This window comes from Paraburkholderia humisilvae (assembly GCF_902859855.1).
Taxonomy (GTDB): domain Bacteria; phylum Pseudomonadota; class Gammaproteobacteria; order Burkholderiales; family Burkholderiaceae; genus Paraburkholderia; species Paraburkholderia humisilvae.
This window is the reverse complement of the sequence record NZ_CADIKH010000004.1, coordinates 34,389-60,268: the sequence shown is the minus strand read 5'-3', so window position 1 is coordinate 60,268 and position 25,880 is coordinate 34,389. Positions and strand designations below refer to the sequence as shown.

Below are 25,880 nucleotides of genomic sequence, written 5' to 3'. Positions count from 1 at the left end.
GTTTGGGGCAAACGGTCCCGGCTTGCAACCTCGCTTGCAACCTCGCCTGGTAACCCGTTAGCTGCGCGCGCAACGATACGTCACAAGTCGGCCTCCTGCCGCCGCGCTTCACAATGCGGCGCTTGCACCGGTATCGAGGGTCCGTATCCCTGCGCGATCCGCCAATGTTTCGCGCGCGGGATGAGCGCGATCGTCGGTGGCGGCGTCCGCCGTGTTCGCGCAGCGCATACGCCATTGGTGTGGCGTCGCACCCTCCTGGCGGCCGAACACGGTCGTGAAGTGGGACTGCGTCCTGAACCCGACATTCAGCGCGACATCGATCATGCTCATTCGTGTCGACGCGAGCAGCACCTTGGCGCGTTCGATACGCCGCCGCATCACGAACAGGCGCGGCGACGCGCCGACCGCCGCGCGAAAGCGCGCTGCGAAGTAGGTGGGCGACAGGCCCACCGCGTGCGCAAGCTGTTGCAGCGAAATCGGCTGATCGAGATGGTTGTCGATAAACGCGATCGTTCGTTGCAGGCGCCAGCTTTCGAGCGCCGGTGTCTTGCCCGGCTCGGCGCGCACGGCGGCGGGCGGCGGTTGCAGCGCAATGCCGAGCGCGCGTGCCGCGATCGCCCGCGCGACCGCGTCGACACAGGAGCGGCTCGCCGGATCAGGACTATCGAGCGCTTCGACCAGCACATGCATCAGTTGCCGGATCGCGCTGTCGCGCATGAACGGGAAGCACACGTTGTGCGCTTCCTGCATGCGATTCGCGAGTGCCGAGTCCGGGCCTTGCGCGACGTACGCGGCGGACAGGTAGATATGCAGGAAATCCGACGGCGCATGCGCACGAAATTCGGCTTGCGTGGCCGGCGCGGTTACCTGCACCATGCCGCGATCGATCGGCCCGTCGTGCAGCACGCGGCCGTGCGACGACAGACGCAGTAAGGTCGGTCGCAATGCCAGTGCGATCACGTAATAGCCTTGTGGCCCCACGGCGCTGCCTTCGCCCTCGCAATGGGTCGCCCAGCGTGCGAGCACGAGCGGCTGTTCGCGATGCGACGCAGCGTCGTCAGCGTGCTCGAGCGGCATGCGCCGCCAGCAGATTTCCTGATGGAGCGGTGCGCGCGGCTGCACGCCGCGGCCGGTTGCGGCCAGTATCGACGGCTGAACGGGAAGACTGATGAACGACGACATCGCGGATCACCTCGTTAGTGAGGACGGAACAACGACCAGGTCGTGTCGGGAGCGACCGGAAAGCGGGATCGGCCTCGCTGCCAATATCGACGGGACACGCGTACAGTGCATATGCCTCGAACATATCGTTGGTCGAGCACCATGGAAATCGTACGGTGGTGTTCGATCTGCAAATGACAGTCTGCGGTACTTATACGAAGGTATGCTCGCGGCGGGCACGAAGGCGCACGAATTGCATGCTGCCGGATGGCGCATGAAACGGCCAGCGGCGGGCGGAACGGCGCGGCAAACCGCTATTCGTTCTTGTCGCTGAAGTGTTCGGCGAATGTGCTAATGCCTTGTTCGCCGATTCCCTGACAGCGTTGCGCCGCGTCTACGCTGACCACGCCGGCGGGGAAGCGGCCTGACCCGATCGTGGCCAACCCATGATAAGGAGGCGTCGGGTCGGCCGACATATGGAACGCGCGACCCCAAATCGGTTCTTCATTCGCGACAATCAATCAGCAGATCAATCGGAAGGCTTGCGCGAGCGCAGTTTCGCGTGGTTTCGCGCAGTTTTAGATATCGCACGGTTGCGCGACCGGTCGCGCAACGATGCCGACCTCGGCACCACGCTCGTGCTGGACCATCCGATGTTGCGCGCGATACCGGAAGATCATCTTCATCTGCTTGCGAGGCCCGCATTGCCGACACGCGACGATCACGCCGCACAAAAGATGGATCGGTGTGCTGCGGAAAAACGCCGTGTCGCGGTACGACGATTTCATCGAAGCACGCGCGCGCCGGATTCAAGCCCAACATCGCAATGAATGCCACCGCGTGTCTGGCCGAACAGTTGTAACGCGCCTTGCGTATTTGACAAGATGGTCCAAAGATGGCTTGCCGGCCGTTCAGGGTTCTTGTTGAATCGACGATGACGGTAGACGGGCAAGCGGCAAGCACACTCTGGAGCAATCGATATGAAAATCCTGATTGTTTTGACCTCGCATGACAAACTCGGCGATACCGGCAAGAAAACCGGATTCTGGCTCGAGGAACTCGCGGCACCCTATTACGTATTCAAGGAAGCGGGCGCGGAACTGACGCTTGCCTCCGTAAAAGGCGGGCAGCCGCCACTCGATCCGAAGAGCAACGAACCGGACTTTCAAACCGATCTGACCCGTCGCTTTGAAAAAGACGCGGAAGCGACCGCGACGCTCGCGTCGACACACAAGCTGTCGACGATATCGATGGACAACTTCGATGCGGTGTTCTATCCAGGCGGACATGGCCCGCTGTGGGACCTCGCGGAGGACAAGGACTCCGCCGCGCTGATCGAACGGGCGATCGCAACCGACAAACCGGTGACCGCGGTGTGTCACGCTCCGTGTGTGTTTAAACACGTCAAAGGAAAGGACGGCAAGCCGTTCGTCGCCGGCAGGTCGGTCACCGGGTTCGCGAACAGCGAGGAAGAACTGGTCCAGTTGACCAAGGTCGTGCCGTTTCTTGTCGAGGACATGTTGAAGCAAAAGGGCGCGCGCTATTCGAAGGGCGCGGATTTTCAGCCTTATGTGGTGGTCGACGGTCTGTTGACGACCGGGCAGAATCCGGCGTCTTCAGGTCCTGCTGCCAAAGAGTTGCTCAAGCAATTGAGGCGTTGAGCGCGGCGATAAGCGGATCGCGACCGCGATTCAAAAGCCCGACTCACAACCGCGACTCACAACCGCGACTCACAACCGCGATTGACAACCGCGGATCGCAAATCCACCCGGCATCGAAGGAACAGAAGACCGTTGCGCGTCCGGTTACGCGCGGCGGTCTTTTTGCTGACGGCATCCGCCCCGGTCCACGGCGCCGCTTGCGCCACGGCTTGTGAGCCACCCCTTGACCCGCCGTTCGCGATTCGTCTTACCCATACCACGCACGAATCCGTGCGAGAGAGTAAGCTTTCGTTGAGGCCGCCGGCTGGTGCCCCATGCCGGGGCGCGCCTGAAGCTCCGCAACGTTCTGCAAGTCAGCCTGGCATCCCGCTTGACATCCCGCGCTTCAATCCTGCGCACCCATTCTGGTCTTACAGAGGCTCCTCATGAAAGCATCGGATCTGTTCGTCAAATCGTTGGAGGCAGAAGGCGTCGAGTACGTGTTCGGCATTCCCGGTGAAGAAAATCTGGACCTGCTCGAATCGCTCCGTCGCTCGCGCATCAAACTGATTCTGACGCGCCACGAACAGGCGGCCGGCTTCATGGCCGCAACCTATGGGCGTCTGACCGGCCGCACCGGGGTCTGCATCTCGACGCTCGGTCCGGGCGCGACGAACTTCGTGACCGCCGCCGCGTACGCGCAACTGGGCGGCATGCCGATGCTGATGGTGACCGGGCAGAAGCCGATCAAGGCGAGCAAGCAGGGGCACTTCCAGATTGTCGACGTGGTGCGGATGATGGAGCCGCTCACGAAATACACGCGCCAGATCGTGTCGATCGGCAATATCCCGGCGTCGGTGCGCGAAGCATTCCGGGTCGCCGAGGAAGAGCGGCCGGGCGCGACGCATCTGGAGCTGCCGGAGGACGTCGCGCATGAGGAAGGCGACGGCAAGCCGATTCCCAAGAGCTACAGCCGGCGGCCGATCGTCGAGGAAAAGGCGGTGGCGCGCGCGGTCGAAGCGATCACCGCGGCGCGCCACCCGTTGCTGATGATCGGCGCGGGCGGCAATCGCAAGACCACGTGCAATATGTTGCGCGAATTCGTCGACCAGGTCGGCATCCCATTCTTTACGACACAGATGGGCAAGGGCGTGATCGACGAATCGCATCCGCAGTGGCTCGGCAATGCGACGCTGTCGGACGGCGACTTCGTGCATCGCGCGATCGATCACGCGGACTGCATCATCAATGTGGGCCACGACGTGATCGAGAAGCCGCCGTTCTTTATGCGCGGCGCCGACAGCGGCGACAAGACGGTCATTCATGTGAATTTTCTCGGCGCCGAAGTGGATGCCGTGTATTTCCCGCAGATCGAAGTGGTCGGCGACATCGCCAATGCGGTGTGGCAGTTGAAGGAAGCGCTCAAGGGGCGGGGCGAGCATTGGGACTTCTCGCGTTTCACCGAGATCAAGACGCACTTCGAAGCGCATCTCGCGAAAGGCCAGCACGACGAGCGCTTCCCGATGTACCCGGTACGCATCGTCAACGACGTGTACGAGACGATGTCCGCGGACGGCATCATCTGCCTCGACAACGGCATGTACAAGATCTGGTTTGCGCGCTATTACCGCGCGCACCAGCCCAATTCGCTGCTGCTCGACAATGCGCTCGCGTCGATGGGCGCGGGGCTGCCGTCGGCGATTGCCACGAAGATCGTGCATCCGGAGCGCAATGTGATCGCGGTATGCGGCGATGGCGGCTTCATGATGAATTCGCAGGAACTGGAGACGGCGGTGCGGCTGAAGCTCGATCTGGTCGTGCTGATTTTGCGCGACGACGCATTCGGGATGATTCGCTGGAAGCAGGAAAACATGAATTTCCCGGACTATGGGATGACCCTGTCCAACCCGGATTTCGTCGCCTATGCGAAAAGCTACGGCGCGCACGGGCATCGCGTTACGTCGGCCGCCGAATTCGCGCCGCTGGTGCGCGACTGCTTCGCGACGCCGGGCGTGCATGTGATCGACGTGCCAATCGACTACTCGGACAACGAGCGCGTGCTGAATCGCGAGATCAAGCGGCTTTCAGCGCAGCTTTAACGGGTGGGCTAGCGCCGCGGCGGCTGGTATGCGGCCACGCCGGGGCACGTGACTTGCTGGGCCCGATTCGAATCAGGACCGTCTCCTGGGAGAGCGTGTGATGTTGAAAAAGACTTACCCGTACTACCTTGCCAACGAACCGGTTGCGGCGAATACCGATCTCGAAGTGACCGACAAATTCACCGGTGAAGTCGCGACGCGCGTCGCGCTTGCCGATGCGAAAGCGATCGATGCAGCCATCGGCTTCGCAGTGGATGCGATGCCGGCGCTGCGCGCGTATCCGCCATTCAAGCGGCAAGCAGTGCTCGAGCATTGCGTGCAGCGCTTTCGCGAGCGCTATGATGAGCTCGCGATGGCGCTATGCATCGAAGCCGGCAAGCCGATCAACGATTCGCGCGGCGAGGTGACGCGCTTGATCGATACGTTCAAGGTCGCGGCGGAAGAGTCTGTGCGTATCGACGGCGACGTGATCAATCTGGAAATCTCACCGCGCGCGCAGGGTTACCACGGCTATGTCAAGCGCGTGCCGATCGGGCCGTGTTCGTTTATTTCGCCGTTCAATTTCCCGTTGAATCTCGCGGCGCACAAGGTCGCGCCGGGTCTCGCGGCCGGTGTGCCGTTCGTGCTGAAACCGGCAAGCCGCACGCCGGTCGGCGCGCTCATCATCGGCGAAGTGCTCGCGGAAACGGATTTGCCGAAGGGGGCGTTTTCTATCCTTCCCGCGCACCGCGATGGTGCCGACCTGTTTACGACCGACGAACGTTTCAAATTGCTTTCATTTACCGGGTCGCCCGCGGTCGGCTGGGATCTGAAAAGCAAGGCGGGCAAAAAGAAGGTGATTCTCGAACTGGGCGGCAATGCGGCGGCGGTGGTCGACGGCGATCAGCGCGAAAAACTTGATTATGTTGTCGACCGGCTCGCGTTTGGCGCGTTTTATCAGTCAGGGCAGAGCTGTATCGGTGTGCAGCGCATTCTTGTGCACGCGAGTGTGTATGATGCGCTGCGCGAAAAACTGATTGCGAAGACGAAGTCGCTGAAAATGGGCGATCCGAAGGACGAGCAGACCTTTGTCGGACCGATGATCTCCGAGTCGGAAGCGAGGCGCCTTGCAGGCTGGATGGAAAGCGCGGTCAAAGCGGGCGCGAAGATCGTCGCGGGCGGTCAGGTCGACGGTGCGAAGTTCGAGGCGACGCTGCTTGAAAACGTCGGGCGCGACACCGACCTGTATCGCAAGGAAGCATTCGGGCCGGTCGCGATTCTCGAACGCTTCGAGCACTTCAGCGACGCGCTCTCGACGGTCAACGACAGCGACTTCGGCTTGCAGGCCGGAATTTTCACCGATTCGCTCGCGCATGCGCACGCGGCGTGGGACGAACTCGAGGTCGGCGGGGTCGTGATCAATGATGTGCCGTCGTTCCGGGTCGACAACATGCCGTACGGTGGCGTGAAGGATTCGGGGCTTGGCCGCGAGGGAATCCGCTACGCGATCGAAGATATGACCGAATTGCGGCTGATGGTGATGCGCGAAACATGGCGCAAGCGGTAAACGCCGCGGTCGGCGGCGCGGCGCGCGGACCGCACCGCCGAAGCATCACGCAGGGCTGGTAGAATCACGCGTCAATTTTGCAGGACACAGCATGGGTTTCGAACAACTGGCGGAGTTGAAAAAGCAACTCCAGCAGCAGGCGCGGCAGGCAAGGCAACAGGAAGCCGCGGAAAAAACGACGCAAAATTCCGCGGAACCGTCCACGGAGCATCGCGCCGGGAAAGACGGCGAGGGCCGCGGCCGGCGCGGCGCCCCGCAGGGCGCGCGCGGCGCGCCGAACCCGCCGAGACACGCAGAGCAGCCCGGCCGTCAGCATGCGCGCAAGCCGCACGGCGGGCAGGGGCAGCGGGCCGGCCAACAGGCGGGTCAACAAGCGGGCGGGGAGCGGGGGCAGCAGCGGGCTCAACCGCAGGGGCAAGCGCAGGCTCAGCAAGCTGGTCAACAGGCCGGTCAACAGACGGGTCAACACCATCAGGTGGACTCGCGCGGCCGCCAGAAGAACAGGCCGCCGCAGGAGCCGGTCGATCCGGTCGTGCACGCGATCGGCAAGCTGCAAAAGCGTTTTCCCGCCGCTTTTCCGAAGAAGCCAGCGCCGAAACTGCCGTTGAAAATCGGCATTCTTGAAGACCTGTTGCCGCATGCGCAGGAGCTTGCGCTGAGCGAAGCTGAAGTGCGCGAGGCGATTGCGACGTGGTGCCGCGGTAGCCGCTACTGGAGCTGCCTGACCGACGGCGCCGCGCGCGTCGATCTGAACGGCGCGGCGGCAGGACAGGTCACCGCACGCGACATGGCCTTCGCGCGCAATTCGCAACGCGGCGGCATGCGCCGGCCGCGCCATGCGGAGGGCGCGTCGCAGGCGTCCGACAAGCCGCAGGCGGCTGACCAGCCTCAGGCGCCCGAGCAGCAAACCGCATCGCCCGCAACCGAGGGCGAAGTGACACCAGCGGAGCAAACAGCGCAAGCGGCACCTGAAAACGCGGCCTCAGCTTCAGCGTCCGCCAATGCCGCGACCGAATAGGCGCCCGCTAACAACGGAATAAACGTCTGGCGAGGGCTGTAATCGGGAAGAGGGCGTCATCCGGCGTCTTCTGCTTCGATTCCGGAGGCCTCGCCGATGAACGCCCCTGTATTTCAGTCCCCCGCCTTTTTTAACGACCCCTACCCGTACTACGAAGCACTGCGCGAGCAGGGGCCGGTGGTCGCGTTGACGGCGGACGGCAGGCGCTTTGCGACAGCGCGCTACTCGAGCGTGACCGCCGTGCTCGATGACCGGCGCATGGGCCGGCACTATCTGTCGAACGTTGCGCGCCGCTATGGCGAAGCGCGTGCCGCACAGCCGGTTTTCCAGGCGCTCGGCCGGATGTTCATCATGATGGACCCGCCCGAGCACACGCCGCTGCGTGCGCTGCTGATGCAAGCGTTTAATGCGCGCCAGGTGGAAAAGCTGCACGACGTGACACGCGCGACTGCCGCGCGGCTGATCAACGCGCTGCCGCGCGACACGCCATTCGATATCGTCAGCGGCTACGCGTTGCCGCTGCCGGTGCAGGTGATCGCGGGCATGCTCGATCTGCCGTTCGACGAAGCGGCGACAATCGGCGCGGCCATGGAGCACTTTGCGAGGGCATTCGAAGCGATCGCGATGGATGAACCGACGCTTGCGGCCGCTAACCATGCGACGCTGGAACTCGAGCAGTACTTCCAGCGCGTGCTGGAAGCGCGTCGCACACGACCGGGCAACGATCTGGTCTCGATGCTGCTGGCGGTCGAAGCGGACGGCCGGCGCCTGACCGATGCCGAGATCGTGTCGAACGTGCTATTGCTGTTTTTCGCCGGGCACGAGACGACGTCGAACATGATCGGCAACGCACTCGTCAGCCTGGTCCGGCATCCGCAGCAACTGGACCACTTACGGCAGCAACCGGAGCTGCTGCAGAAGGCGATTGTCGAATGCATGCGCTATGAGAGCTCGGTGCAGATCGCGCAGCGCACGGTGCTCGAAGACGGCGTGGAAATTGAGGGCATTGCATTGCCACGCGGTGCGATCGTCACGTTGATGCTGGGCGGCGCGAATCGCGACCCCGCGCAGTTTCACGAGCCGAACCAGCTGATCATCGACCGAACCGAAAACGTCAGGCGCATGCTGTCATTCGGCGGCGGGCTCCACTATTGCCTCGGCGCGCGCCTCGCGATGCTCGAACTTCATATCGCGTTGGACATCCTGTTTATGTGCTTACCGCATTTGCGCGTCGTGAATCTGCATGACCTTCACTGGCGGCAGCACAACACGCTGCGTGGCGTCGACGCGCTGTGGTGCGAACACCCCATTGCCGAGCGGGCGGTCGCGGTCGCATGAGTGCCGCGGCGCGCTGCGGGCATCTGGCGCGCACGCCTGTCCAGCCGCGTTTGCGGCGGGTTTGCGGCGAGTGCCGCCGCGATTTCTTGCGCAATGCTAACCTACGCGGTGCGCCAGCCGTCGCCACCGCTATCGGCGCATCAGCGGCGGCTGTCATGGTATGCGGCGCAGACCGGCATCACGCATTCGCAAAGGATTCGCGTCCATGAAAAAGCTTTTCCTGATCGCCGCTTTTGCCGCGACGTTCATCTGTTCCAGCAGCGCGTTTGCGCAGATCGACGACCAGTCCGACCCGCAGACGCTGATCAAAACCGTCACGCAACAGGTGCTCGACGAGGTGCGCACGCAGGCAATCGACCCGAACGACATCCCGCGCATCATGGCTATCGTGGACCGGGACATCCTTCCGTACATCGATTTCCGGTACACGACACGGCTGGCGGTGGGCCTTTACTGGCGGACAGCGACGCCCGAGCAGCAGCAACAGCTCGTGCACCAGTTCCAGATGCTGCTGATTCATCTGTATGCAGGCGCGCTCGCCCAATTGCGCCCGGATCAGAAGATCGAGTACCCGCCGATGCGGGTGGCGCCGAACGATACGGACACGGTGGTGCGCACGATCGCCGAGACGAATTCGCAACCCTTCGAGATCGACTACCGCTTGCACAAGACGCCGCAAGGCTGGCGCGTGTACGACCTGAACGTGGTTGGCGCGTGGCTTGTGCAGACCTATCGGCAGCAATTCGGCGAGAAAATCCAGCAAAGCGGAATCGACGGGTTGATCCAGTTCCTGACCGAGCGTAATGAGCAACTGGCATCCGGCAAGGCACAACAGTAGTGCATCGGCATCGTTTCGACGATGCTTTTTGTAGTTTGTGCGTTGCACCCATGAAAGCTTTGCGTCACACGGAATAGAAATGCGCGTTCGAATGTTTCCGGGACAGGCTTCCCCGGAGACCGATGCCATGTTCCACCGTCCCTTCCCCCTTGTGAGCGTCCTTTCATTGCTGACCGCCGCGTGCGCCGCGGCCGGTTCGGTATCCGCACAATCCGCTGTGCCGACGGCGGCGTCGCTGACGCCGGTCAACGCGCAGCCGTTCGCGTCGACGACCGCGACTGGAGTGCAGATTTATTCGTGCGAGTACGACAGCTCGCATCATCTATCGTGGTTGTTCAGGAACCCGCAAGCAACCCTCTACGACTCGCTCGGGCGCCCGGTGTTTCACCACGATGCGGGTCCGTCATGGCAGGCCGACGATGGCAGCCGCATCGTGGGTCATCCGGTCGCGCAGATGGCGAGTGCGTCGACAGGTAGCATCCCTCAATTACTGCTCGAAACGACAAGCGCCGAAAAGCCAGGCCAACTGTCGAGCGTTCGTTATGTGCAACGGCTGAATACCGTGGGTGGCAATGCGCCGGCCACGATGTGCACGGCCGAGCATCAGATCGCTTATTCGCCCTACTTCGCGAACTACGTTTTCTGGAAGTAGGCGTCGCGGCCGCTGGCAGCGATACGGGTGCCCGGCCATGACGGACGCCGGTCACGAGGAGTGAGTCTGCTTCGTGAGCAGCGAGCGGACTGGCGTAGGCGTGATCGACGCGCGCTCGAGCAGCAAGCGTTTTGGCAAATCCGCGATGATCACGATACCGCCCGCCAGTATGACGGTATCCTTAATAATCAGCCGGCCATATTCGGACAGAAACGGAAAGCCGTGCTGGGCATCGCCGAGCGCTGGGACCCCTGTCTCGGGCGTCGTTATCAGGAACGGCAGCGTGACGAATGGTGTGAGAAACGGCAGCACCCCGCCGAGCAGTCCGAGATTGTGCGAAACGAAGTTCGACCGCACCTGCACGCCGATGATGATTTCCAGCGTGCCGGGGCCGCGCGAGAAGCCATAGGATGGCGTAACTCCACTCCAGGAACGAAGACGCATTGACTTGCGGTCCGGATGGATCAAACCCATGCTCATGCGAATTACGCTGGATGGGTGATGCACGATTGGCAAAGCGCATCGGTTCGATAGAGGTACGCTCACGCCGAGCGCGTTTGCGTGGCAGCGAACCCCGTTTCGTTGGCGCGATTCAGCGTGCCTCTCCAATTGGAATTACCGCTTTGCACCCAATTTCCCGAATGAGGAAGCGCTACGCGCGTCGTATCACGAGGAATACCTTAACTCCGCGAAAACCACCGACGAACTCGAACGCCGCATGCGCGATATCGACCGCTGGTCGGGACCCTGAGCGAGCCCGACAGGGAACGAGGTGGAGGGCCGCGTCGTTTGCGCACGCCGATAGCGAAGCGTTATCAACGCGATAAACGCGAATCGACGCGCGACCGGCTAAGACCATAAAACCGTATCGACATAAAGGTATCCTGATAAAGCCTACACTTTGATTGTTGGGGTACGGAACATGCATCGCGAAACGCAATAGGAATGACACGGAGAGTACGTATGGCAGACACGATGACCGAACTCGACCCCTTCGTAAACCGGCAGTATCGACATGGTTTTGTGTCCGACGTACAAGCGGATTCATTGCCACCGGGGCTCGATGAGGACGTAATCCGCGCGATATCGGCGCGCAAGGGCGAACCGCCGTTCATGCTCGAGTGGCGTCTTGCGGCATTCCGTCATTGGCTCACACTAACCGAGCCGCAATGGGCTTCGGTGCGGCGTGAACCGATCGATTACCAGTCAATTGTCTATTATTCGGCGCCGAAGACGCGCACGGACGGGCCGAAGAGCCTCGATGAGGTCGATCCGGAACTGTTGCGCACCTACGAACGGCTCGGCGTGCCGCTCAAGGAACGCGAAATGCTCGCGGGCGTGGCGGTCGACGCGGTATTCGACAGCGTATCGGTCGCAACGACGTTCCGCGACAAGCTGTCGGCGCTCGGCATTATTTTCTGCTCGTTCTCGGATGCGGTGCGCGATCACCCGGAACTCGTGAAGCAATATCTCGGGTCAGTCGTCCCGCACAAGGACAACTTCTTCGCCGCGCTGAATTCGGCGGTGTTCAGCGACGGTTCGTTTGTCTATGTGCCGCCGGGCGTGCGCTGCCCGATGGAACTGTCGACTTACTTCCGCATCAACGCGCAAAACACCGGGCAATTCGAACGCACGTTGATCATTGCGGACAAGGGCGCGCAGGTAAGTTACCTCGAAGGCTGCACCGCGCCGATGCGCGACGAAAACCAGCTGCACGCGGCGGTTGTCGAACTGGTCGCGCTCGATGATGCGCAGATCCGCTACTCGACCGTGCAGAACTGGTATCCCGGCGACGAGAACGGCCGAGGCGGTATTTATAACTTCGTCACGAAGCGTGGCGATTGCCGCGGGAAGAATTCGAAGATTTCATGGACGCAGGTTGAAACGGGCTCGGCGATCACGTGGAAATACCCGAGCGTCATTTTGCGTGGCGACAACTCGATCGGCGAGTTCTATTCGGTCGCATTGACCAACAACTTTCAACAGGCCGACACCGGCACGAAGATGATTCATATCGGCGCGAATACACGCAGCACGATCGTGTCGAAGGGCATTTCCGCGGGCCGCGGCAGCAACGCGTATCGCGGGCTGGTGCGCGTCGCGCGTTCGGCGGAAGGCGCGCGTAACTTTACGCAATGCGATTCGCTGCTGATGGGCGACCGCTGCAGCGCGCACACATTCCCTTATATCGAGGTGAAGAACCCGACCGCGAAGGTCGAGCACGAGGCATCGACCTCGCGCGTCGGCGAAGACCAGTTGTTCTATTGCATGCAGCGCGGTCTGTCGGCGGAAGACGCCGTGTCGATGATCGTCAACGGGTTCTGCAAGGAAGTGTTTGACCAGTTGCCGATGGAATTTGCGGTCGAGGCGCAGAAGCTGCTGGGCATCAGTCTGGAAGGCAGCGTCGGCTAACAGGAAGCAAGGAGCGTTCAATCATGCTGAAAATCAGAAATTTGCGTGCCACCGTCGACGGCAAGGAGATCTTGCGCGGTATCGACCTCGATGTGAGGCCAGGCGAAGTGCACGCGATCATGGGGCCGAACGGCTCGGGAAAAAGTACGCTCGCGAGCGTGCTGGCCGGCCGCGATCTGTACGGGATTACCGGCGGTGAGGTGTCGTGGTTCGGTAAAAACCTGCTCGAGCTCGCACCCGAGGAACGCGCGCGCGAGGGTATTTTTCTGGCGTTCCAGTACCCGGTCGAGATTCCGGGCGTCAGCAATGTCTATTTGCTGAAAGCGGCGCTCAATGCGCAGCGCCGACACCGCGGCGAGCCTGAGCTTGACGCGATCGATTTTCTTGAACTGCTGCGCGGCAAGATGGCCGCGATGCAGATGAACGACGACCTGTTGCATCGCGCGGTCAATGAGGGCTTTTCCGGCGGTGAAAAGAAGCGCAATGAGATTCTGCAGATGGCAGTGCTCGAACCGAAGCTGGCGATTCTCGACGAAACCGATTCGGGCCTCGACATCGACGCGCTGCAGCTGGTTGCGAAAGGCGTGAACGCGATGCGCAGCCCGGAGCGTGCGATTGTGATGGTCACGCACTATCAGCGCTTGCTCGACCATATCGTGCCGGACTATGTGCACGTGCTGTCGCACGGCAGGATCGTGCGGTCGGGCACGCGCGAACTGGCGCTGCAACTCGAGCAACGCGGTTATGGCTGGCTGGTTGACGGCGCGGATGAACCGTCCGCATCCGCACAGGTGGCGGTATGAAAAACGAATCTCTCGACTCTCTGACGGAAATGTTTAGAGCGCTCGCGCCGACGTTGCCGGGCGCGGGGCTGCAATGGATGAATGAGCGGCGCTTGCGCGCCTTCGAACAGTTTCGCGTACAAGGGTTTCCCACCCGAGCGGATGAGGCGTGGAAATACACAAGCCTTGACGTATTGAACCGGAAGCAACTGCATTTCGTATCGGCGGCGGACTATCGAACTCGCGACGAAGCGGAGCGTCTGGTACGGACTCATGCGTTCGAAGATTCACATCGGCTGGTATTTGTCGATGGCGTGTGGGCGCCCGAATGGTCCGTTGTCGGCGCGCTGCCATCCGGCGTGTTCATCGGCAGCCTTGCAACCGCGCTGGAACAGATTCCGGAGCGCATCCGGACACTGTTCGCGGGCGAGCAATGGCCGGATGGCGTCGCCGCGTTTAATGCGGCATTTGCGCGAGACGGCTACGTGATGATCGTGCCGCCTGGCGTGACGCTCGACAAGCCGTTGCATGTGATGTTCATCGGCAGCGGCGAAAGCGATCTGGCCGTGCAGCCATTGAACCGGATCGTCGCGGGTTCGCATGCGCATTGCGCGGTGGTCGAACAGTACGTCGGCGATCACGATGACGGGTATTACACGAACGCGGTGACCCGTATCGACGCAGACGACCATGCGGACGTGCAGCACTACCGCGTGCAGCAGGAAGCGCCGAACGCCGTTCATACCGGAACGGTGATCGCGCAGCAGGGCGGCGCAAGCCGCTTCTCGTCCTACGCGTTTTCGTTCGGCGCCGCGCTGGCGCGTTCGACGATCATCGCGCAGCTCGCGGCGCCGGGCACGTCGACGACGCTCGATGGACTTTATGTCGGCGGCGGCAAGCAGCACCTCGACCACTACACGATGATCGATCATGCGCACCCGCAGTGCGCAAGCCGTGAGACTTATCGAGGCATACTCGATGGCAGCGCGCACGGCGTGTTCAACGGACGCATCGTCGTGCGTCAGGATGCGCAGAAGACCGACGCCGACCAGGCGAATCACAATCTGCTGCTGTCGCGCAGCGCCGAAATCGATACGAAGCCGCAACTGGAAATTTTTGCGGACGACGTGCGCTGCACGCACGGCACGACCGTCGGTCAGCTCGATGAAACGCAACTGTTCTATTTGCGCGCTCGCGGTATCGATGAACGCACGGCGCGTGCGCTGCTGACCTTCGCATTCGCGCGCGACGTGATCGATCGGGTGGCGATCGAGCCGCTGAAAGCGCGTCTTGAGGCCACGTTGCTCGCGCGGATGGCCGACGCACCCGCCGACGCGGGAGACGCATGATGAAACGCATCGACCTCGAACGCGAAGACAGGGTGCGGGTGTGGCGGCGCGACTTTCCGATTCTCGACACCCGTCCGAATGGCAAGCCGCTCGTCTATCTCGACAACGCGGCGACCACGCAAAAGCCGTTTCAAGTGATCGAAGCGCAGGCGAACTACTACCGCAGCACCAATTCGAATGTGCACCGCGGCGTTCACTGGCTGGCGGAGCGGGCCACCGACGCGTACGAACGCGCGCGCGCGACCGTGGCGAAGTTTATCAACGCCGCGCAGCCATCGGAAATCGTCTTCGTGCGCGGCACGACCGAGGCGATCAACCTGGTCGCGCATAGTTTTGCACGGCCGCGTTTGCAGGCGGGCGACGAGATTGTACTGACAACGATCGAGCATCACTCGAACATCGTGCCATGGCAGCTCGCATGCGAGCAGACCGGCGCGCGGCTGAAGGTCGTGCCGGTCGACGATAGCGGTACGCTCGATATCGAAGCATATGGGCGGCTGCTCGGCCCGCGCACGAAGCTCGTTGCGCTCGGCCATGTGTCGAATGCGCTCGGCACCGTGAATCCGGTCGGCACGCTGATTGAGCAGGCGCACGCGCGGGGCATTCCGGTGCTGCTCGATGGTGCGCAAGCGGTGGCGCATATGCCCGTGGATGTGCGTGCGCTCGATTGCGACTTCTACGCATTTTCCGGCCATAAGCTGTATGGGCCGACGGGGATCGGCGTGCTCTATGGCAAAGCCGCGTGGCTCGACGCGATGCCGCCGTGGCAGGGCGGCGGCGACATGATTCGCACCGTGTCGTTCGACAAGACCACCTACAACGACCTGCCATGGAAGTTCGAAGCGGGTACGCCGAATATTGCCGGTGCAATCGCGCTTGCGGTCGCGATCGACTATGTCGGTACGATCGGCTTCAGCGCGATCGAAGCGTGTGAGCATGCGTTGCTCGACTACGCAACGGCCGAACTGCAACGCGTCGATGGAGTGAGGTTGATCGGCAATGCGGTGCATAAGTCCGGCATTCTGTCGTTTGTCGTCGACGGTATTCACGCGCACGACGTCGGCTCGATCCTGAGCGATGCGGGCATCGCGGTACGCGCCGGCCACCACTGCGCGATGCCGGCGATGACGCGCTTCAAGGTTCCGGCAACGGTTCGCGCGTCGCTCGCGCTCTACAACACACACGAGGAAATCGATGCGCTGGTGAACGGGCTCACCCGCGTGAAGGAGTTATTCCGATCATGAGTGACATTCGAGATCTCTACCAGCAGGTGATCTTCGATCACTACCGCCGGCCGCACAACCACCACGACGTTGACCATGCGAGCCATACGGCGGAAGGCTATAACCCGTTGTGCGGCGACCGCGTCAAGCTTGCGCTGCGAGTCGAGGACGGCATCGTGACCGAGGTCGGCTTCGACGGCGAGGGCTGTGCGATTGCCACCGCGTCGGTGTCGATGATGACCGACCTGATCAAAGGCAAGACCGTGGCCGAGGCGGAGCAGTTGATCCAGCGCTTTCAGCGCATGGTGACGAGTGACCATGCGCCGGCGCAAAGCGACACCGAAGGACTTGGCAAGACAACGATTCTCGCTGGCGTGCGCGAATTTCCGGCACGCGTCAAATGCGCGATGCTTGCGTGGCGGACGTTGTCGGCCGCGTTGCAGCACAAGGAGCACTACGAAGAATGACGGCCACCGTTGAATCCTTTAGCGACGACAGCGCGCGCCCGCTGAAAGACCGGGTAATCGATGAATTGCGCACGCTGTACGACCCGGAAATACCGGTCAATATCTACGACCTCGGATTGATTTACGGCCTCGACGTCGATGAGGACGAAGGGCGCGTCGAGATCCGGATGACGTTGACCGCGCCCGCTTGTCCGGTCGCCGAAACATTTCCGTCGATGGTTGAGGAACAGGTGTTCACGCTGGCCGGCGTGCGCGAGGTGACGATCGAACTGGTGTGGGACCCACCCTGGACAAAAGCGCGGATGACCGAGGCGGCGCGGCTCGAGCTCGGGATGTTGTAACGGGCGGGCATAAACAACGGGCATAAACAACGGGCATCAGTTACGTCAGCGCGAACCTGCCGGCCTCGCCGCCGCGAGGCTCACGTGCGGTGCCAGGCCAGCCGCCCAGATTTTCCAGTGCCATTTCGCCAAGCATATCGATAAAGGCGGGAGCTTCGTTCAGGCAATCGATCCGGTGGAACGCCGTGCCGCCGAATTCGAGGAACGTGTCCCGTCCTTCGATGCCGATTTCTTCGATAGTTTCGATGCAATCCGCGGTGAAACCCGGGCAGAAGACATCCACGCGCGATGTCTGTTGATAACCGAGCTCCGCGAGCGTCTCGGCCGTCCCCGGTTCAAGCCACTTCTGATAACCGAAGCGTGACTGAAAGGTCACACGATACTGCTCCGGCCCAAGCCCGAGCGCGTCGGCCAGCAGCGAACCGGTGCGCAAGCACTGGGTGTAGTAAGGGTCGCCGAGTTCCGCTGTCCGCAAAGGCAGCCCGTGGAAGCTGAACAGCACCTGGTCGCCAGCGGCGAAGTCCGGCCGGCCGTGGATGTCCCAATACCGCTGGACCTGGCGCCGCAACGCGTCGATATAGCGGGCATCCGCATGATAATGATTGACGAAGCGCAGCGCCGGCTGATTCCTGATCTTCCTCAGCGCGGCGGCGATCTTGTCGAACGCGGTGGCCGTGGTCGACGCCGCGTATTGCGGGTACATCGGCATGATCAGAATGCGCTTTACACCGTTGGCGCGCAGCCGCGTGATGGCCGCGGCAATCGACGGATTGCCATAACGCATCGCATAGTCGACCATGATCGGCTTGCCGCGCTCGTCGAACCACGATTGCAGATCGCGCGCCTGCTGTTCGGTGTGCACTTTAAGCGGCGAGCCCGCCGACATCCAGACCGATTCATATTTCCTTGCCGACGAACGGCTGCGAAACGGCAACACGAGACCGTGCAGCACCGGTTGCCACAGCCATGCCGGCAACTCGACGACACGCGGGTCCGACAGGAACTCCGCGAGATACCGGCGCACATCCCGCGGCGACGGTGAATCGGGTGTGCCGAGATTGATCAGCAGCACAGCGGTGTCGGACGCATGCTTATCGTTGTGAGCTGCGGCGGGGCTGAGTTTGGAACGCATCGTGTTGACTCCGTCTGGCATCGCGAATGACATGTTGCGGAAGCGATCAATGCTGGCTTAGCGAATCGAGGAAGCGCTTCAACGCATGATTGAAGGCTTCCGGCTGTTCGAGCATCGGAAAGTGCGCAGCATGCTCGATGATCTCAAGCTGGCTGCCCCGTATGAGCGCGTTCAGTTTGCGCGACTCGACTAGCGGCGTAATGCGGTCTTCTCCGCCGACCATCACGAGCGTCGGCACATCGAGTTGTGCAAGCGCCGTGTGGTTGTCGATCGTGCCAAGCGACGCTACCGCCTCGCGGGCGACGAACTCAGGCGTCTGAGCCACTTCCTGTTCCGCCCAATGGATCAACGCGGCGGGGGTCGAGGGGCTGAACGAGCGCCGGGCGACCTGCTGACTTGCCGCGACGACACCCAGCCTGTCGATCGCCGAAAACACGTTATCGACCTGCACGTCCGGACCGAAACCATGCGACGTCGTATCGACCACTGCAAGCGCGCGCAAGCGCGCCGGATGCTTCAGCGCAAACTGCTGTGCAATCACACCGCCCATCGACAGTCCGACGAGCACTGCATCGCGCAACTCGAATTGCTCGAACATATGTTCAAGATCGGCGACGAATGCATCGATGGTGTAGGCACGCTGCTTCGGACTCGGTGAAATGCCGTGGCCTGGCAGGTTGGGGCGGATCACGCGATAGCCGGCCGAAAATGCATCAACCTGCTCCCGCCAGAATTCAGCGGTCGTCGTGTAGCCGTGCAGGAGAATGAGCGGCGCGCCGGCGCCCGATACGCGGACGAGCATGTCGCCCGACTGGATGGTTTGAACGTCAAACATTTTGGGTCTCCATACTTCCTTTGCTTGCCTTAAGTGTTGCACTCAGGCGACTTGTCTTCAATCGATTCGCACCGGCGCGCAAAGCCAAACCCACTTCATTTTCTGCCAGTGGTACGCACGATCGCGGTGACGATAGCCGCCACGCGCATGGCCGTTTTTCAGTCGTGACGTGCGTGTCAGCCAGCAAGCCAGGCGAAATGAAAAAAAGCCATTGCGTTCAGACAATCCCCAGTGCGAATTCTAAAAAGATCCATGCATACGTGAGCGGACAATCGAAAGCGGCGCCTCGCCGGCGCTGCAGGCACTCACGAAAGACTCAGGCAGGCTCTCACCAAGGAGAAAGCGATGGGCGGCGTCATTGCAGGCATCAAGATCCCCGACAGCAAGATGGCTAAAGAGGCAACCGAACTGGTTCGCGATACTGAATCTGATCTGCTGTTTCATCACTCGACTCGTGTGTTTCTGTTCGGCGCGCTGACGGGTGAACGCAAGAAGATCAAGTACGACGCGGAACTGCTCTATATAGGCGGCATGTTTCACGATATGGGACTCACACAGAAATACCGCAGTTCGCAGAACCGCTTCGAAGTGGACAGTGCGAATGCCGCAGCCGACTTTCTGCGCCAGCATGGCATCGCGGAAACAGATGTGGAACTCGTCTGGGATGCGATCGCGCTGCACACGACGCCGGGCATTCCGCCGTTCAAGAAGCCGGTGGTCCAACTGGTGACGGCCGGCGTCGAAATGGACGTGCTCGGTTTTGCGTACGACGAGTTCACTGAAGAAGCACGACAGCAAGTGGTCGCTGCGTATCCGCGCGCGCCGAACTTCAAGGAGCAGATCATCGGCGCGTTTTACGACGGCATGAAGCACCGTCCTGACTCGACCTTCGGCACCGTCAACGACGATGTGCTCGCGTTGAAGGACCCGACGTTCCGGCGTCTGAACTTCTGCAGCATCATTCTCGGCAATGCGTGGGTCGACGATCGTCACGGCATCCATTGCAACGATCCGTCGCACAAGCACGGGTAGCAGCGCGGAAGGCGCTGCGCGGCGGTGCGTCGTGTATGACGCACCGCTTTGGCATCCCCACTTTCGCGACCACCGGGACGCCCAGACCGTGAGTCGAAATGAGCCTCGTGCCTGCAACGGTATTGGAAATACCAGACGAGACGGACTGTTTGCCAACGCGCAAAAAGGCGTTGGCGCAGCGCGCTTTAGTGCCCCCGCGGCCTTGTACTGAAGAAATCAACGAATGCACGAATGCGTGCAGGCAACAGCGCGCGGTGAGACATCAGCAGGTTGACCTCGATTGCTTCCGGTGGCCACTCGCACATCACTTTCACGAGGGCGCGGAGATCAACATCAGCGCCAACCTGAACGTCAGGCAAGAGCGCGAGGCCGAGGCCTGATAGCGTCAGTTGGCGCAGCACCGCGAGGCTATTCACCCACATGTTGCCGGACACGTTGGGGGTCAACTGTTCGCTGTCGCGTGCGAACGTCCACGGCTCGTTCGAGTTAGGTTGATCGCCGAGCAACAGACAGTTGTGCGCGGCGAGATCGTCCGGATGCTCAGGGACGCCGTGCCGTTGCAGGTAGGCCGGGCTTGCATAGAGTCCGCGCGTGAGCATGCAGAGTCGGCGCACGATCAGTTCCGACTGCGGCACCTCGCCGGTCTTGATCCACACGTCGACGTCGCTTGCAATGAGTTCCACGAGTCGGCTGCCGGGGCCTGCGTGAATCTCCATCGTAATGCCCGGATATCGTTCGATGAAGTCGGCGAACCAGGCGGCGAAGCAGCGTGCGCCCAGTTCGGCCGGAATCGCGATACGCAACCGTCCGCTCGGCGAGCGGCGCTGTTCGCCGACCATCTGTTCGGCTGATGCAATGTCTTCGATCACGCGTACGCAGCGCTCGAAGTAGGCCTTACCGATCTCGGTCGGATACAGCTTGCGCGTGCTGCGCTTGACGAGCTGAACACCGAGCTCTTCTTCCATCTTCGCGATGCGCCGGCTTCCCGACGACTTTGGAATATCAAGCTGAAGAGCCGCCTTGGTCAGGCTTCCGTGACGCAACACTTCGACAAAAAGGCGCATATCGACGACTTCGATGCTCATTCGTTCCTCCGATCCGGGGTGGGCGCGACGACTGGATCGCCTGTCACCGGGCGGGTGGTCACGCCGGTTTGAATGCAGTTCCCATGCGCGAGCGGCCAGTTGTGCGGCCGGCTTACCTTGGATACTCGCAAGACAGAGATCGACGAAATCGTTTTTGTCAACAAATATAGCTTTTTAGAGAAGAATTTCAAGCATCGCTGAAAGGGGATGACGAAATCGTTTCCTATCGGAATAGGGCGAGTCAGAATCTATAGTTACTTCCCGTTTGCAACGTTGAGTTCGATGTCGTAGCGCGGGGGGGATAAGCGATAACTGAAATACCCAACCCGATACGAAAAGAATATCGGGTAAGAAGCCGTCGTCCACGTCCGTCTCCGTCAAGTCGACCACGCCGCCTTCCGCAATGGTGGCGACACTCAAACATTAAACTTTCGGTATTCGTGCGGCGCTGCCACGCCACGGCTTTACCATCCTAAGCCTCGACCAGAACAACGCAGTCGCCGGTAACGGCATACGGTCGTGTTGCCCGCCACCGTGGCTCACTTCCATTCGAGGACTTCCATGCGAGCACAAGTAAACGGCACTCATCTCTACTTCGATATCGACGGCAGCGGCCTGCGTGCATCGCCCACGCATCTTGCCGACAAACCTACCGTCTTCGCGCTGCATGGCGGCCTCGGTTTCGACCACGCCTATCTGCGCGATGGGATCGGCCCGCTGCGTGACGACGCGCAGGTGATCTATGTCGACATGCGCGGTCAGGGGCGCTCGGGGCGGCCGGAACTGATCACGTGCACGCTCGAGCAAATGGCCGACGACATCGCCGCGCTCTGCGAGCTGCTCGAAATCAAGCGTGCGTTCATGCTTGGCCACTCCGCGGGCGGCTTCGTCGCGATGCATGTGGCGTTGCGCCATCCGGCGCTCGTGCAAGGGCTGATTCTGTGCGGCTCGTCGCCCACTGTGAAACCGCTGCCGGACGACGGCGAGCCGGCGCCGACGCTCGCATCGCGCGGCAATCCTGAAGCGCTTGCGGTGATGGCGCGCCTTGGGAGCGGTGACATCACGCAGCAGACGATGGACGACTTCGCCCGGCTCGTCGGGCCACTGCACACTGCGCCGTCGCACCCCGACGTGTTCAAGCGCGTCTTCGGCACGACCACCACGACGCTCGACATGATCCGGCATTTCATGCACTCGATTGCCCCGTCATACGATCTGCGCGCGGAGCTGCACCGTATCGCGGCGCCGACGCTTGCAATCGTCGGCCGCCACGACTGGGTATGCCCGCCGCGCGCGAGCCGCGCGATTGCACGCGGCATTCCGGGCGCACAGCTCGTCGAATTCGACGACGCGGGCCATTTTGTGTTTTCCGAAGAGCGCGAGATGTTTCTCGAGGTCGTAACCGGGTTTCTGAACAAACACGCGTCGCGTACGTCGTAAGCGTGGCGAGAAAATTTTCTTGCACCGGTGCCACCTTTCTTTACCGGGTTCCTCCTGACACGAATTTCGAAGATCTTTGCGAGAGGCGCAGTGTCTTCATGAAACGCTCAGATGCGGGTCATTAAAAGCCCTCCGTTACGCTTGCTTCGCGTGATGAATGCGCTTGATCGCTTCGGCCACGCCTTTGCCGTAGGCCGGATCGGCCTTCGAGCAATGCTCGATGTGCAACTGCTGGACCGCGTCGGTGGTGCCGATCATCGCGCGCGCGGTATTGTCGAAGAGTCGCTGCTGCTCATCGGGCTTCATCAGACGGAACAGATCGCCCGGTTGCGAGAAATAGTCGTCATCGACGCGATGATTCCAGTGATCGGCGGCACCTTCGATCGACAGCGGCGGTTCCCCGAAGTCGGGTTGATCGAGCCATTCGCCGGTCGTATTCGGGTTATAAGGGGTCGCGCCGCCGCTATTGCCATCGACGCGGCAGAGGCCATCGCGATGGTAGCTGTGCACATGCTTCGCGCCGCGCGGCGCATTGACCGGAATCTGCCAGTAGTTCACCGTCAGACGATAACGTTGTGCGTCCGCGTAGGAGAAGAGGCGGCCTTGCAGCATCTTGTCCGGTGAAAAGCTGATGCCCGGCACGATCACATGCGGAGAGAATGCCGCCTGTTCGACATCCTGAAAGAAGTTTTCCGGATTGCGGTTCAGTTCCATCACGCCGACTTCCTGCAATGGATAGTCCTTCTTCGGCCACACCTTGGTCAGATCGAACGGGTTAAGGCGATACGATCCGGCGTCTTTTTCGGGCATGATCTGTACGTACAGCGTCCAGCGGGGGAACTCGCCGCGCTCGATCGCCGCGTGCAGGTCGCGCTGGTTCGCCTCGCGGTCCTTCGCGGTGATCGATTCGGCCTCGGCGTCGGTGAGGTTCTGAATACCTTGCTGAGTGAGGAAATGGAACTTGACCCAGAATCGCTCGTTCTGCGCGTTGAGCAGGCTATAGGTGTGACTGCCGAAACCGTGCATATGCCGCCATGATTTCGGTATGCCGCGATCGCTCATCGTGATCGTCACCTGATGCAGCGATTCGGTAATCTGGGTGAAGTAGTCCCACTGACTTTGTGCACTGCGCAGGCCGGTGCGCGGATCGCGTTTGACCGCATGATTCAGGTCCGGGAATTTCAGCGGATCGCGGTGAAAGAACACCGGTGTGTTGTTTCCGACCAGGTCCCAGTTGCCTTCTTCAGTGTAGAACTTCAGCGCGAAGCCGCGAATGTCGCGCTCATGGTCGGCGGCGCCGCGCTCGCCCGCGACGGTCGAGAATCGCGCGAACATCTCGGTCTGCTTGCCGATCTGCGAAAGGAGCTTCGCTCTCGTGTACTTCGTAATGTCGTGCGTCACGGTAAAGGTGCCGAAAGCGCCCGCTCCCTTGGCGTGCATGCGGCGCTCAGGAATCACCTCGCGGTCGAAGTGCGCAAGCTTCTCGAGAAGCCAGACATCTTGCAGTAGAGCGGGGCCGCGAGGTCCGGCGGTCTGGGTGTTCTGGTTGTCGGGTACGGGTGCGCCGAATGCCGTGGTCAGCTTATTCATGAATGCCCTCCTGGGGTGTGCGGCGGCATGCGTGGCACCGCCGGTTGATAGGATGGTTAATCGAATGAAGGCTGACCGGAAGTTCAGCGAGCCTTGGTCTACGGATCTCGACGCATGCGGATGGGGACAGCGGAGATGACGGAAGAGGCACGGGTCGAGCAGGTGAGTTGCTGTCGATGTTCGGTTAAAGATACGCGCTAACACAATCCATCAAGCAACATCAGGAGGACAACATAAAAGCTGTTCGGTGAAACTGCAAGCGCAGTCGGGGAAAGTCAGGAACGACGGGCCGCCAGCGAACCATCTTTGGCAGATTTGATAAAGAAGCGGACCGCTTCGCGAAGGGAATTCGACAGTGCAGCAGGATCAGGCCGTGTGAATCGGAAAGCGACCGTGCGAAAACGGTAGCGCGGCCCTCACACACGGTAGTGTCAGATGCGCGGTGCTCGACTACGTCTGTTCAGCCGTCCTGTTGCGCACTGCTTTGTGGCTCGCCGCATACTCACGCGGCGTCATGCCATAGCGAGCCTTGAACACGCGGCTGAAGTGAGCATAGTTCGTAAAGCCGCACTGATACGCAATCGCCTGGATGTTGCCATGCGACGTATCGGCGCGCAGCCGCCGCGCCGCGCGCTCGATGCGCAGCGACCACGCATGGCGCATGACCGACAGCCCGCTGCCATGCAACGCGCGCGTGAGGCTGCTGGTCGACATGTTCAGCTCGGCGGCGATGCGCTCGACGCTCAGATCGGGGTCGCCGATATAGCGGGAGATCAGCTGTTTCGTGCGCAGCACGATGGACGGCGTCGAACGGCCGGCATGGGTGACGCCAGGGTCGTTGACCAGTACGTCCACCAGATCGACGCACTGCTCGCCAAACCGGGCGAGGGTTGCTTCGCTGGCCTTGCCTGCCTGCGAGGCCAGATGCAATACAAAGTCGCGCACCGCACAGACATCCGGCGACGCGGTATCCGGACGGCAAATCATCGGAAAGTGGTTGGGTAACCCACGCTCCTGCAATGCCGACCTCGGAATGCGCAGTATCGACATGCACGTCCGTTCGCGCACCGACGCGCCGTGCCAGACCGTTGGGTCGACCAGGGCCACGTCGCCCGGCCCGAAACTCATGGTCTGCCCACCGCGCGGTTTGATCCATCTCGTGCCGCTCCTGACCACTTGCACAAACAGATCCCCATCGTCCCCGTGATGCAGGATGGGCGCGGTTGATTGCCACGCGATATCGAGGTTCACGATGACGCTCGAGCCGGCGCGCGCACTGTCGTGCGTTGACGCACCAGCGTGAGGAGAATCAAACTGGTACTGCAGGCCGATCGACGACATCATGTCGATCCATTCGTCACGACCCATTGGCACGCCATTCCAGGTGTTCTCGTCAGCTCTCTGGATCATGGTAAGACATCCTTTTCAAAAACGGTGCGTCGTGCGTCGACGACGAGGCTACGCGTTTCATCCAACGTCCGACCGATCAACTTTATTCCCCCTCACAACCGCGTTTTCACTTTTTGCGATTTGATCAAGGAAGCAGGAATAGTCGCGATGCTTGCAATGATTGGCATCACGCTTAGGGAACGGGGTGTATGTCCGAATTCGCGCTAGATATAAGCTAAAGGACGTCGTTAAGCGTATTCATGGACAACCCATCGCACTACAGATTTACTGACACCCATGGCCTATTCAATGAAAACCGTGAAATACAGACTAGATAGCTAACCGCATAGTGATGGCTGTCTGAAGATCGATTGTCAGTTTCTGTCTATGCGTCTGCTTCGTTGGCGTTCGAATACATCGTAAGTTTATCGATCACCTCGTGAGGACGATGAAATGGAGGCGCACGTATCGCCATTATTTCGTCGAGCCCGCGTCGCTGTCTCAGCCGCCG

24 protein-coding genes are annotated in these 25,880 nt (G+C 61.2%); 15 read left to right on the top strand and 9 right to left on the bottom strand.

The window, feature by feature from the left end; translation table 11 throughout:
* Nucleotides 1–108 precede the first annotated feature (108 nt).
* Nucleotides 109–1,182 (bottom strand): helix-turn-helix transcriptional regulator, encoded by a 1,074-nt coding sequence (locus HV796_RS04915; RefSeq protein WP_175225341.1) that lies wholly within the window; start codon nt 1,180–1,182, stop codon nt 109–111.
* A gap of 557 nt (nt 1,183–1,739) precedes the next feature.
* On the bottom strand, nt 1,740–1,949 hold the full coding sequence (locus HV796_RS04910) for a hypothetical protein (RefSeq protein WP_175225340.1): 210 nt from the start codon (nt 1,947–1,949) through the stop codon (nt 1,740–1,742).
* Between the two features lie 192 nt (nt 1,950–2,141).
* On the opposite strand from HV796_RS04910, the gene HV796_RS04905 reads away from it, so the two are divergent.
* The 3 genes from HV796_RS04905 (at nt 2,142) to HV796_RS04895 (ending at nt 6,446) form a co-directional block, all read left to right on the top strand.
* Nucleotides 2,142–2,822, top strand: coding sequence for a type 1 glutamine amidotransferase domain-containing protein (locus HV796_RS04905; protein ID WP_175225339.1), 681 nt, complete (start codon nt 2,142–2,144; stop codon nt 2,820–2,822).
* A gap of 425 nt (nt 2,823–3,247) precedes the next feature.
* Complete coding sequence (locus HV796_RS04900; RefSeq protein WP_175225338.1) at nt 3,248–4,900, top strand: acetolactate synthase large subunit; 1,653 nt, start codon at nt 3,248–3,250, stop codon at nt 4,898–4,900.
* A 100-nt stretch (nt 4,901–5,000) separates the two neighbouring features.
* A complete protein-coding gene (locus HV796_RS04895) occupies nt 5,001–6,446 on the top strand; it encodes an aldehyde dehydrogenase family protein (protein ID WP_175225337.1) in 1,446 nt (481 codons plus the stop codon).
* Between the two features lie 64 nt (nt 6,447–6,510).
* On the opposite strand, the gene HV796_RS44010 is transcribed toward HV796_RS04895, so the two are convergent.
* A complete protein-coding gene (locus tag HV796_RS44010) occupies nt 6,511–6,918 on the bottom strand; it encodes a hypothetical protein (RefSeq protein WP_246355699.1) in 408 nt (135 codons plus the stop codon).
* Nucleotides 6,919–6,921: 3 nt separating this feature from the next.
* Between HV796_RS44010 and HV796_RS44005 the strand changes: the two genes are divergently transcribed.
* The 4 genes from HV796_RS44005 (at nt 6,922) to HV796_RS04875 (ending at nt 10,292) form a co-directional block, all read left to right on the top strand.
* A complete protein-coding gene (locus HV796_RS44005; protein ID WP_246355698.1) occupies nt 6,922–7,464 on the top strand; it encodes a ProQ/FinO family protein in 543 nt (180 codons plus the stop codon).
* Nucleotides 7,465–7,560: 96 nt separating this feature from the next.
* Nucleotides 7,561–8,802: a cytochrome P450 gene (locus HV796_RS04885; protein ID WP_175225335.1), complete on the top strand. Its 1,242-nt coding sequence runs from the start codon at nt 7,561–7,563 to the stop codon at nt 8,800–8,802.
* 205 nt (nt 8,803–9,007) lie between these two features.
* Complete coding sequence (locus HV796_RS04880) at nt 9,008–9,640, top strand: MlaC/ttg2D family ABC transporter substrate-binding protein (protein ID WP_175225334.1); 633 nt, start codon at nt 9,008–9,010, stop codon at nt 9,638–9,640.
* Between the two features lie 127 nt (nt 9,641–9,767).
* Nucleotides 9,768–10,292 (top strand): DUF3455 domain-containing protein, encoded by a 525-nt coding sequence (locus tag HV796_RS04875; RefSeq protein WP_175225333.1) that lies wholly within the window; start codon nt 9,768–9,770, stop codon nt 10,290–10,292.
* Nucleotides 10,293–10,343: 51 nt separating this feature from the next.
* Here the strand turns inward: HV796_RS04875 and HV796_RS04870 are convergent, their stop codons facing one another.
* Nucleotides 10,344–10,736, bottom strand: a complete 393-nt coding sequence (locus HV796_RS04870) for a DUF417 family protein (RefSeq protein ID WP_246355697.1) — start codon at nt 10,734–10,736, stop codon at nt 10,344–10,346.
* Nucleotides 10,737–11,255: 519 nt separating this feature from the next.
* Here HV796_RS04870 and sufB point away from each other — a divergent pair.
* The 6 genes from sufB to HV796_RS04840 are packed head-to-tail and all read left to right on the top strand — an operon-like array spanning nt 11,256 to nt 16,866.
* Nucleotides 11,256–12,704, top strand: coding sequence for a Fe-S cluster assembly protein SufB (gene sufB / locus HV796_RS04865; RefSeq protein WP_175225331.1), 1,449 nt, complete (start codon nt 11,256–11,258; stop codon nt 12,702–12,704).
* A gap of 23 nt (nt 12,705–12,727) precedes the next feature.
* Nucleotides 12,728–13,507: a Fe-S cluster assembly ATPase SufC gene (sufC, locus tag HV796_RS04860; protein WP_175225330.1), complete on the top strand. Its 780-nt coding sequence runs from the start codon at nt 12,728–12,730 to the stop codon at nt 13,505–13,507.
* The gene (gene sufD, locus HV796_RS04855) at nt 13,504–14,835 is read left to right on the top strand and encodes a Fe-S cluster assembly protein SufD (RefSeq protein ID WP_175225329.1); all 1,332 of its coding nucleotides are present in this window, start codon (nt 13,504–13,506) and stop codon (nt 14,833–14,835) included. Before sufC ends, sufD begins: the two co-directional genes overlap by 4 nt.
* The gene (locus HV796_RS04850; RefSeq protein ID WP_377695479.1) at nt 14,832–16,079 is read left to right on the top strand and encodes a SufS family cysteine desulfurase; all 1,248 of its coding nucleotides are present in this window, start codon (nt 14,832–14,834) and stop codon (nt 16,077–16,079) included. The genes sufD and HV796_RS04850 overlap by 4 nt, the downstream gene beginning before the upstream one ends.
* The gene (gene sufU, locus HV796_RS04845) at nt 16,076–16,525 is read left to right on the top strand and encodes a Fe-S cluster assembly sulfur transfer protein SufU (protein ID WP_175225327.1); all 450 of its coding nucleotides are present in this window, start codon (nt 16,076–16,078) and stop codon (nt 16,523–16,525) included. The genes HV796_RS04850 and sufU overlap by 4 nt, the downstream gene beginning before the upstream one ends.
* Nucleotides 16,522–16,866 (top strand): SUF system Fe-S cluster assembly protein, encoded by a 345-nt coding sequence (locus tag HV796_RS04840; protein ID WP_175225326.1) that lies wholly within the window; start codon nt 16,522–16,524, stop codon nt 16,864–16,866. Before sufU ends, HV796_RS04840 begins: the two co-directional genes overlap by 4 nt.
* A gap of 40 nt (nt 16,867–16,906) precedes the next feature.
* On the opposite strand, the gene hemH is transcribed toward HV796_RS04840, so the two are convergent.
* A complete protein-coding gene (hemH, locus tag HV796_RS04835; protein WP_175225325.1) occupies nt 16,907–18,031 on the bottom strand; it encodes a ferrochelatase in 1,125 nt (374 codons plus the stop codon).
* Between the two features lie 13 nt (nt 18,032–18,044).
* Entirely contained in the window at nt 18,045–18,833 is a 789-nt protein-coding gene (locus tag HV796_RS04830; protein WP_175225324.1) for an alpha/beta fold hydrolase, read from the bottom strand.
* A gap of 345 nt (nt 18,834–19,178) precedes the next feature.
* Here HV796_RS04830 and HV796_RS04825 point away from each other — a divergent pair, with 345 nt between their 5' ends.
* Nucleotides 19,179–19,865: an HD domain-containing protein gene (locus HV796_RS04825; protein ID WP_175225323.1), complete on the top strand. Its 687-nt coding sequence runs from the start codon at nt 19,179–19,181 to the stop codon at nt 19,863–19,865.
* Nucleotides 19,866–20,050: 185 nt separating this feature from the next.
* Here HV796_RS04825 and HV796_RS04820 read toward each other — a convergent pair whose 3' ends face one another.
* Nucleotides 20,051–20,950, bottom strand: a complete 900-nt coding sequence (locus HV796_RS04820) for a LysR family transcriptional regulator (protein WP_175225322.1) — start codon at nt 20,948–20,950, stop codon at nt 20,051–20,053.
* A 561-nt stretch (nt 20,951–21,511) separates the two neighbouring features.
* On the opposite strand from HV796_RS04820, the gene HV796_RS04815 reads away from it, so the two are divergent.
* Nucleotides 21,512–22,390: an alpha/beta fold hydrolase gene (locus HV796_RS04815; protein ID WP_175225321.1), complete on the top strand. Its 879-nt coding sequence runs from the start codon at nt 21,512–21,514 to the stop codon at nt 22,388–22,390.
* Nucleotides 22,391–22,525: 135 nt separating this feature from the next.
* On the opposite strand, the gene HV796_RS04810 is transcribed toward HV796_RS04815, so the two are convergent.
* Both HV796_RS04810 and HV796_RS04805 read right to left on the bottom strand, forming a co-directional pair.
* Entirely contained in the window at nt 22,526–23,980 is a 1,455-nt protein-coding gene (locus tag HV796_RS04810; RefSeq protein ID WP_175225320.1) for a catalase, read from the bottom strand.
* A 450-nt stretch (nt 23,981–24,430) separates the two neighbouring features.
* Nucleotides 24,431–25,390, bottom strand: a complete 960-nt coding sequence (locus HV796_RS04805; RefSeq protein WP_175225319.1) for a helix-turn-helix domain-containing protein — start codon at nt 25,388–25,390, stop codon at nt 24,431–24,433.
* Between the last annotated feature and the right edge of the window lie 490 nt (nt 25,391–25,880).

Coding starts and splice junctions, on each gene's coding strand:
- HV796_RS04825 (WP_175225323.1), top strand. CDS start 19,179: ATGGGCGGCGTCATTGCAGGCATCAAGATCCCCGACAGCAAGATGGCT.
- HV796_RS04900 (WP_175225338.1), top strand. CDS start 3,248: ATGAAAGCATCGGATCTGTTCGTCAAATCGTTGGAGGCAGAAGGCGTC.
- HV796_RS04850 (WP_377695479.1), top strand. CDS start 14,832: ATGATGAAACGCATCGACCTCGAACGCGAAGACAGGGTGCGGGTGTGG.
- HV796_RS04910 (WP_175225340.1), bottom strand. CDS start 1,949: ATGAAATCGTCGTACCGCGACACGGCGTTTTTCCGCAGCACACCGATC.
- sufC (WP_175225330.1), top strand. CDS start 12,728: ATGCTGAAAATCAGAAATTTGCGTGCCACCGTCGACGGCAAGGAGATC.
- HV796_RS04840 (WP_175225326.1), top strand. CDS start 16,522: ATGACGGCCACCGTTGAATCCTTTAGCGACGACAGCGCGCGCCCGCTG.
- HV796_RS04815 (WP_175225321.1), top strand. CDS start 21,512: ATGCGAGCACAAGTAAACGGCACTCATCTCTACTTCGATATCGACGGC.
- HV796_RS04870 (WP_246355697.1), bottom strand. CDS start 10,736: ATGCGTCTTCGTTCCTGGAGTGGAGTTACGCCATCCTATGGCTTCTCG.
- HV796_RS04805 (WP_175225319.1), bottom strand. CDS start 25,390: ATGATCCAGAGAGCTGACGAGAACACCTGGAATGGCGTGCCAATGGGT.
- hemH (WP_175225325.1), bottom strand. CDS start 18,031: ATGTCATTCGCGATGCCAGACGGAGTCAACACGATGCGTTCCAAACTC.
- HV796_RS04885 (WP_175225335.1), top strand. CDS start 7,561: ATGAACGCCCCTGTATTTCAGTCCCCCGCCTTTTTTAACGACCCCTAC.
- HV796_RS04915 (WP_175225341.1), bottom strand. CDS start 1,182: ATGTCGTCGTTCATCAGTCTTCCCGTTCAGCCGTCGATACTGGCCGCA.
- sufB (WP_175225331.1), top strand. CDS start 11,256: ATGGCAGACACGATGACCGAACTCGACCCCTTCGTAAACCGGCAGTAT.
- HV796_RS44010 (WP_246355699.1), bottom strand. CDS start 6,918: ATGGTGTTGACCCGTCTGTTGACCGGCCTGTTGACCAGCTTGCTGAGC.
- sufU (WP_175225327.1), top strand. CDS start 16,076: ATGAGTGACATTCGAGATCTCTACCAGCAGGTGATCTTCGATCACTAC.
- HV796_RS04895 (WP_175225337.1), top strand. CDS start 5,001: ATGTTGAAAAAGACTTACCCGTACTACCTTGCCAACGAACCGGTTGCG.
- HV796_RS04875 (WP_175225333.1), top strand. CDS start 9,768: ATGTTCCACCGTCCCTTCCCCCTTGTGAGCGTCCTTTCATTGCTGACC.
- HV796_RS04810 (WP_175225320.1), bottom strand. CDS start 23,980: ATGAATAAGCTGACCACGGCATTCGGCGCACCCGTACCCGACAACCAG.
- sufD (WP_175225329.1), top strand. CDS start 13,504: ATGAAAAACGAATCTCTCGACTCTCTGACGGAAATGTTTAGAGCGCTC.
- HV796_RS04905 (WP_175225339.1), top strand. CDS start 2,142: ATGAAAATCCTGATTGTTTTGACCTCGCATGACAAACTCGGCGATACC.
- HV796_RS04830 (WP_175225324.1), bottom strand. CDS start 18,833: ATGTTTGACGTTCAAACCATCCAGTCGGGCGACATGCTCGTCCGCGTA.
- HV796_RS04880 (WP_175225334.1), top strand. CDS start 9,008: ATGAAAAAGCTTTTCCTGATCGCCGCTTTTGCCGCGACGTTCATCTGT.
- HV796_RS04820 (WP_175225322.1), bottom strand. CDS start 20,950: ATGAGCATCGAAGTCGTCGATATGCGCCTTTTTGTCGAAGTGTTGCGT.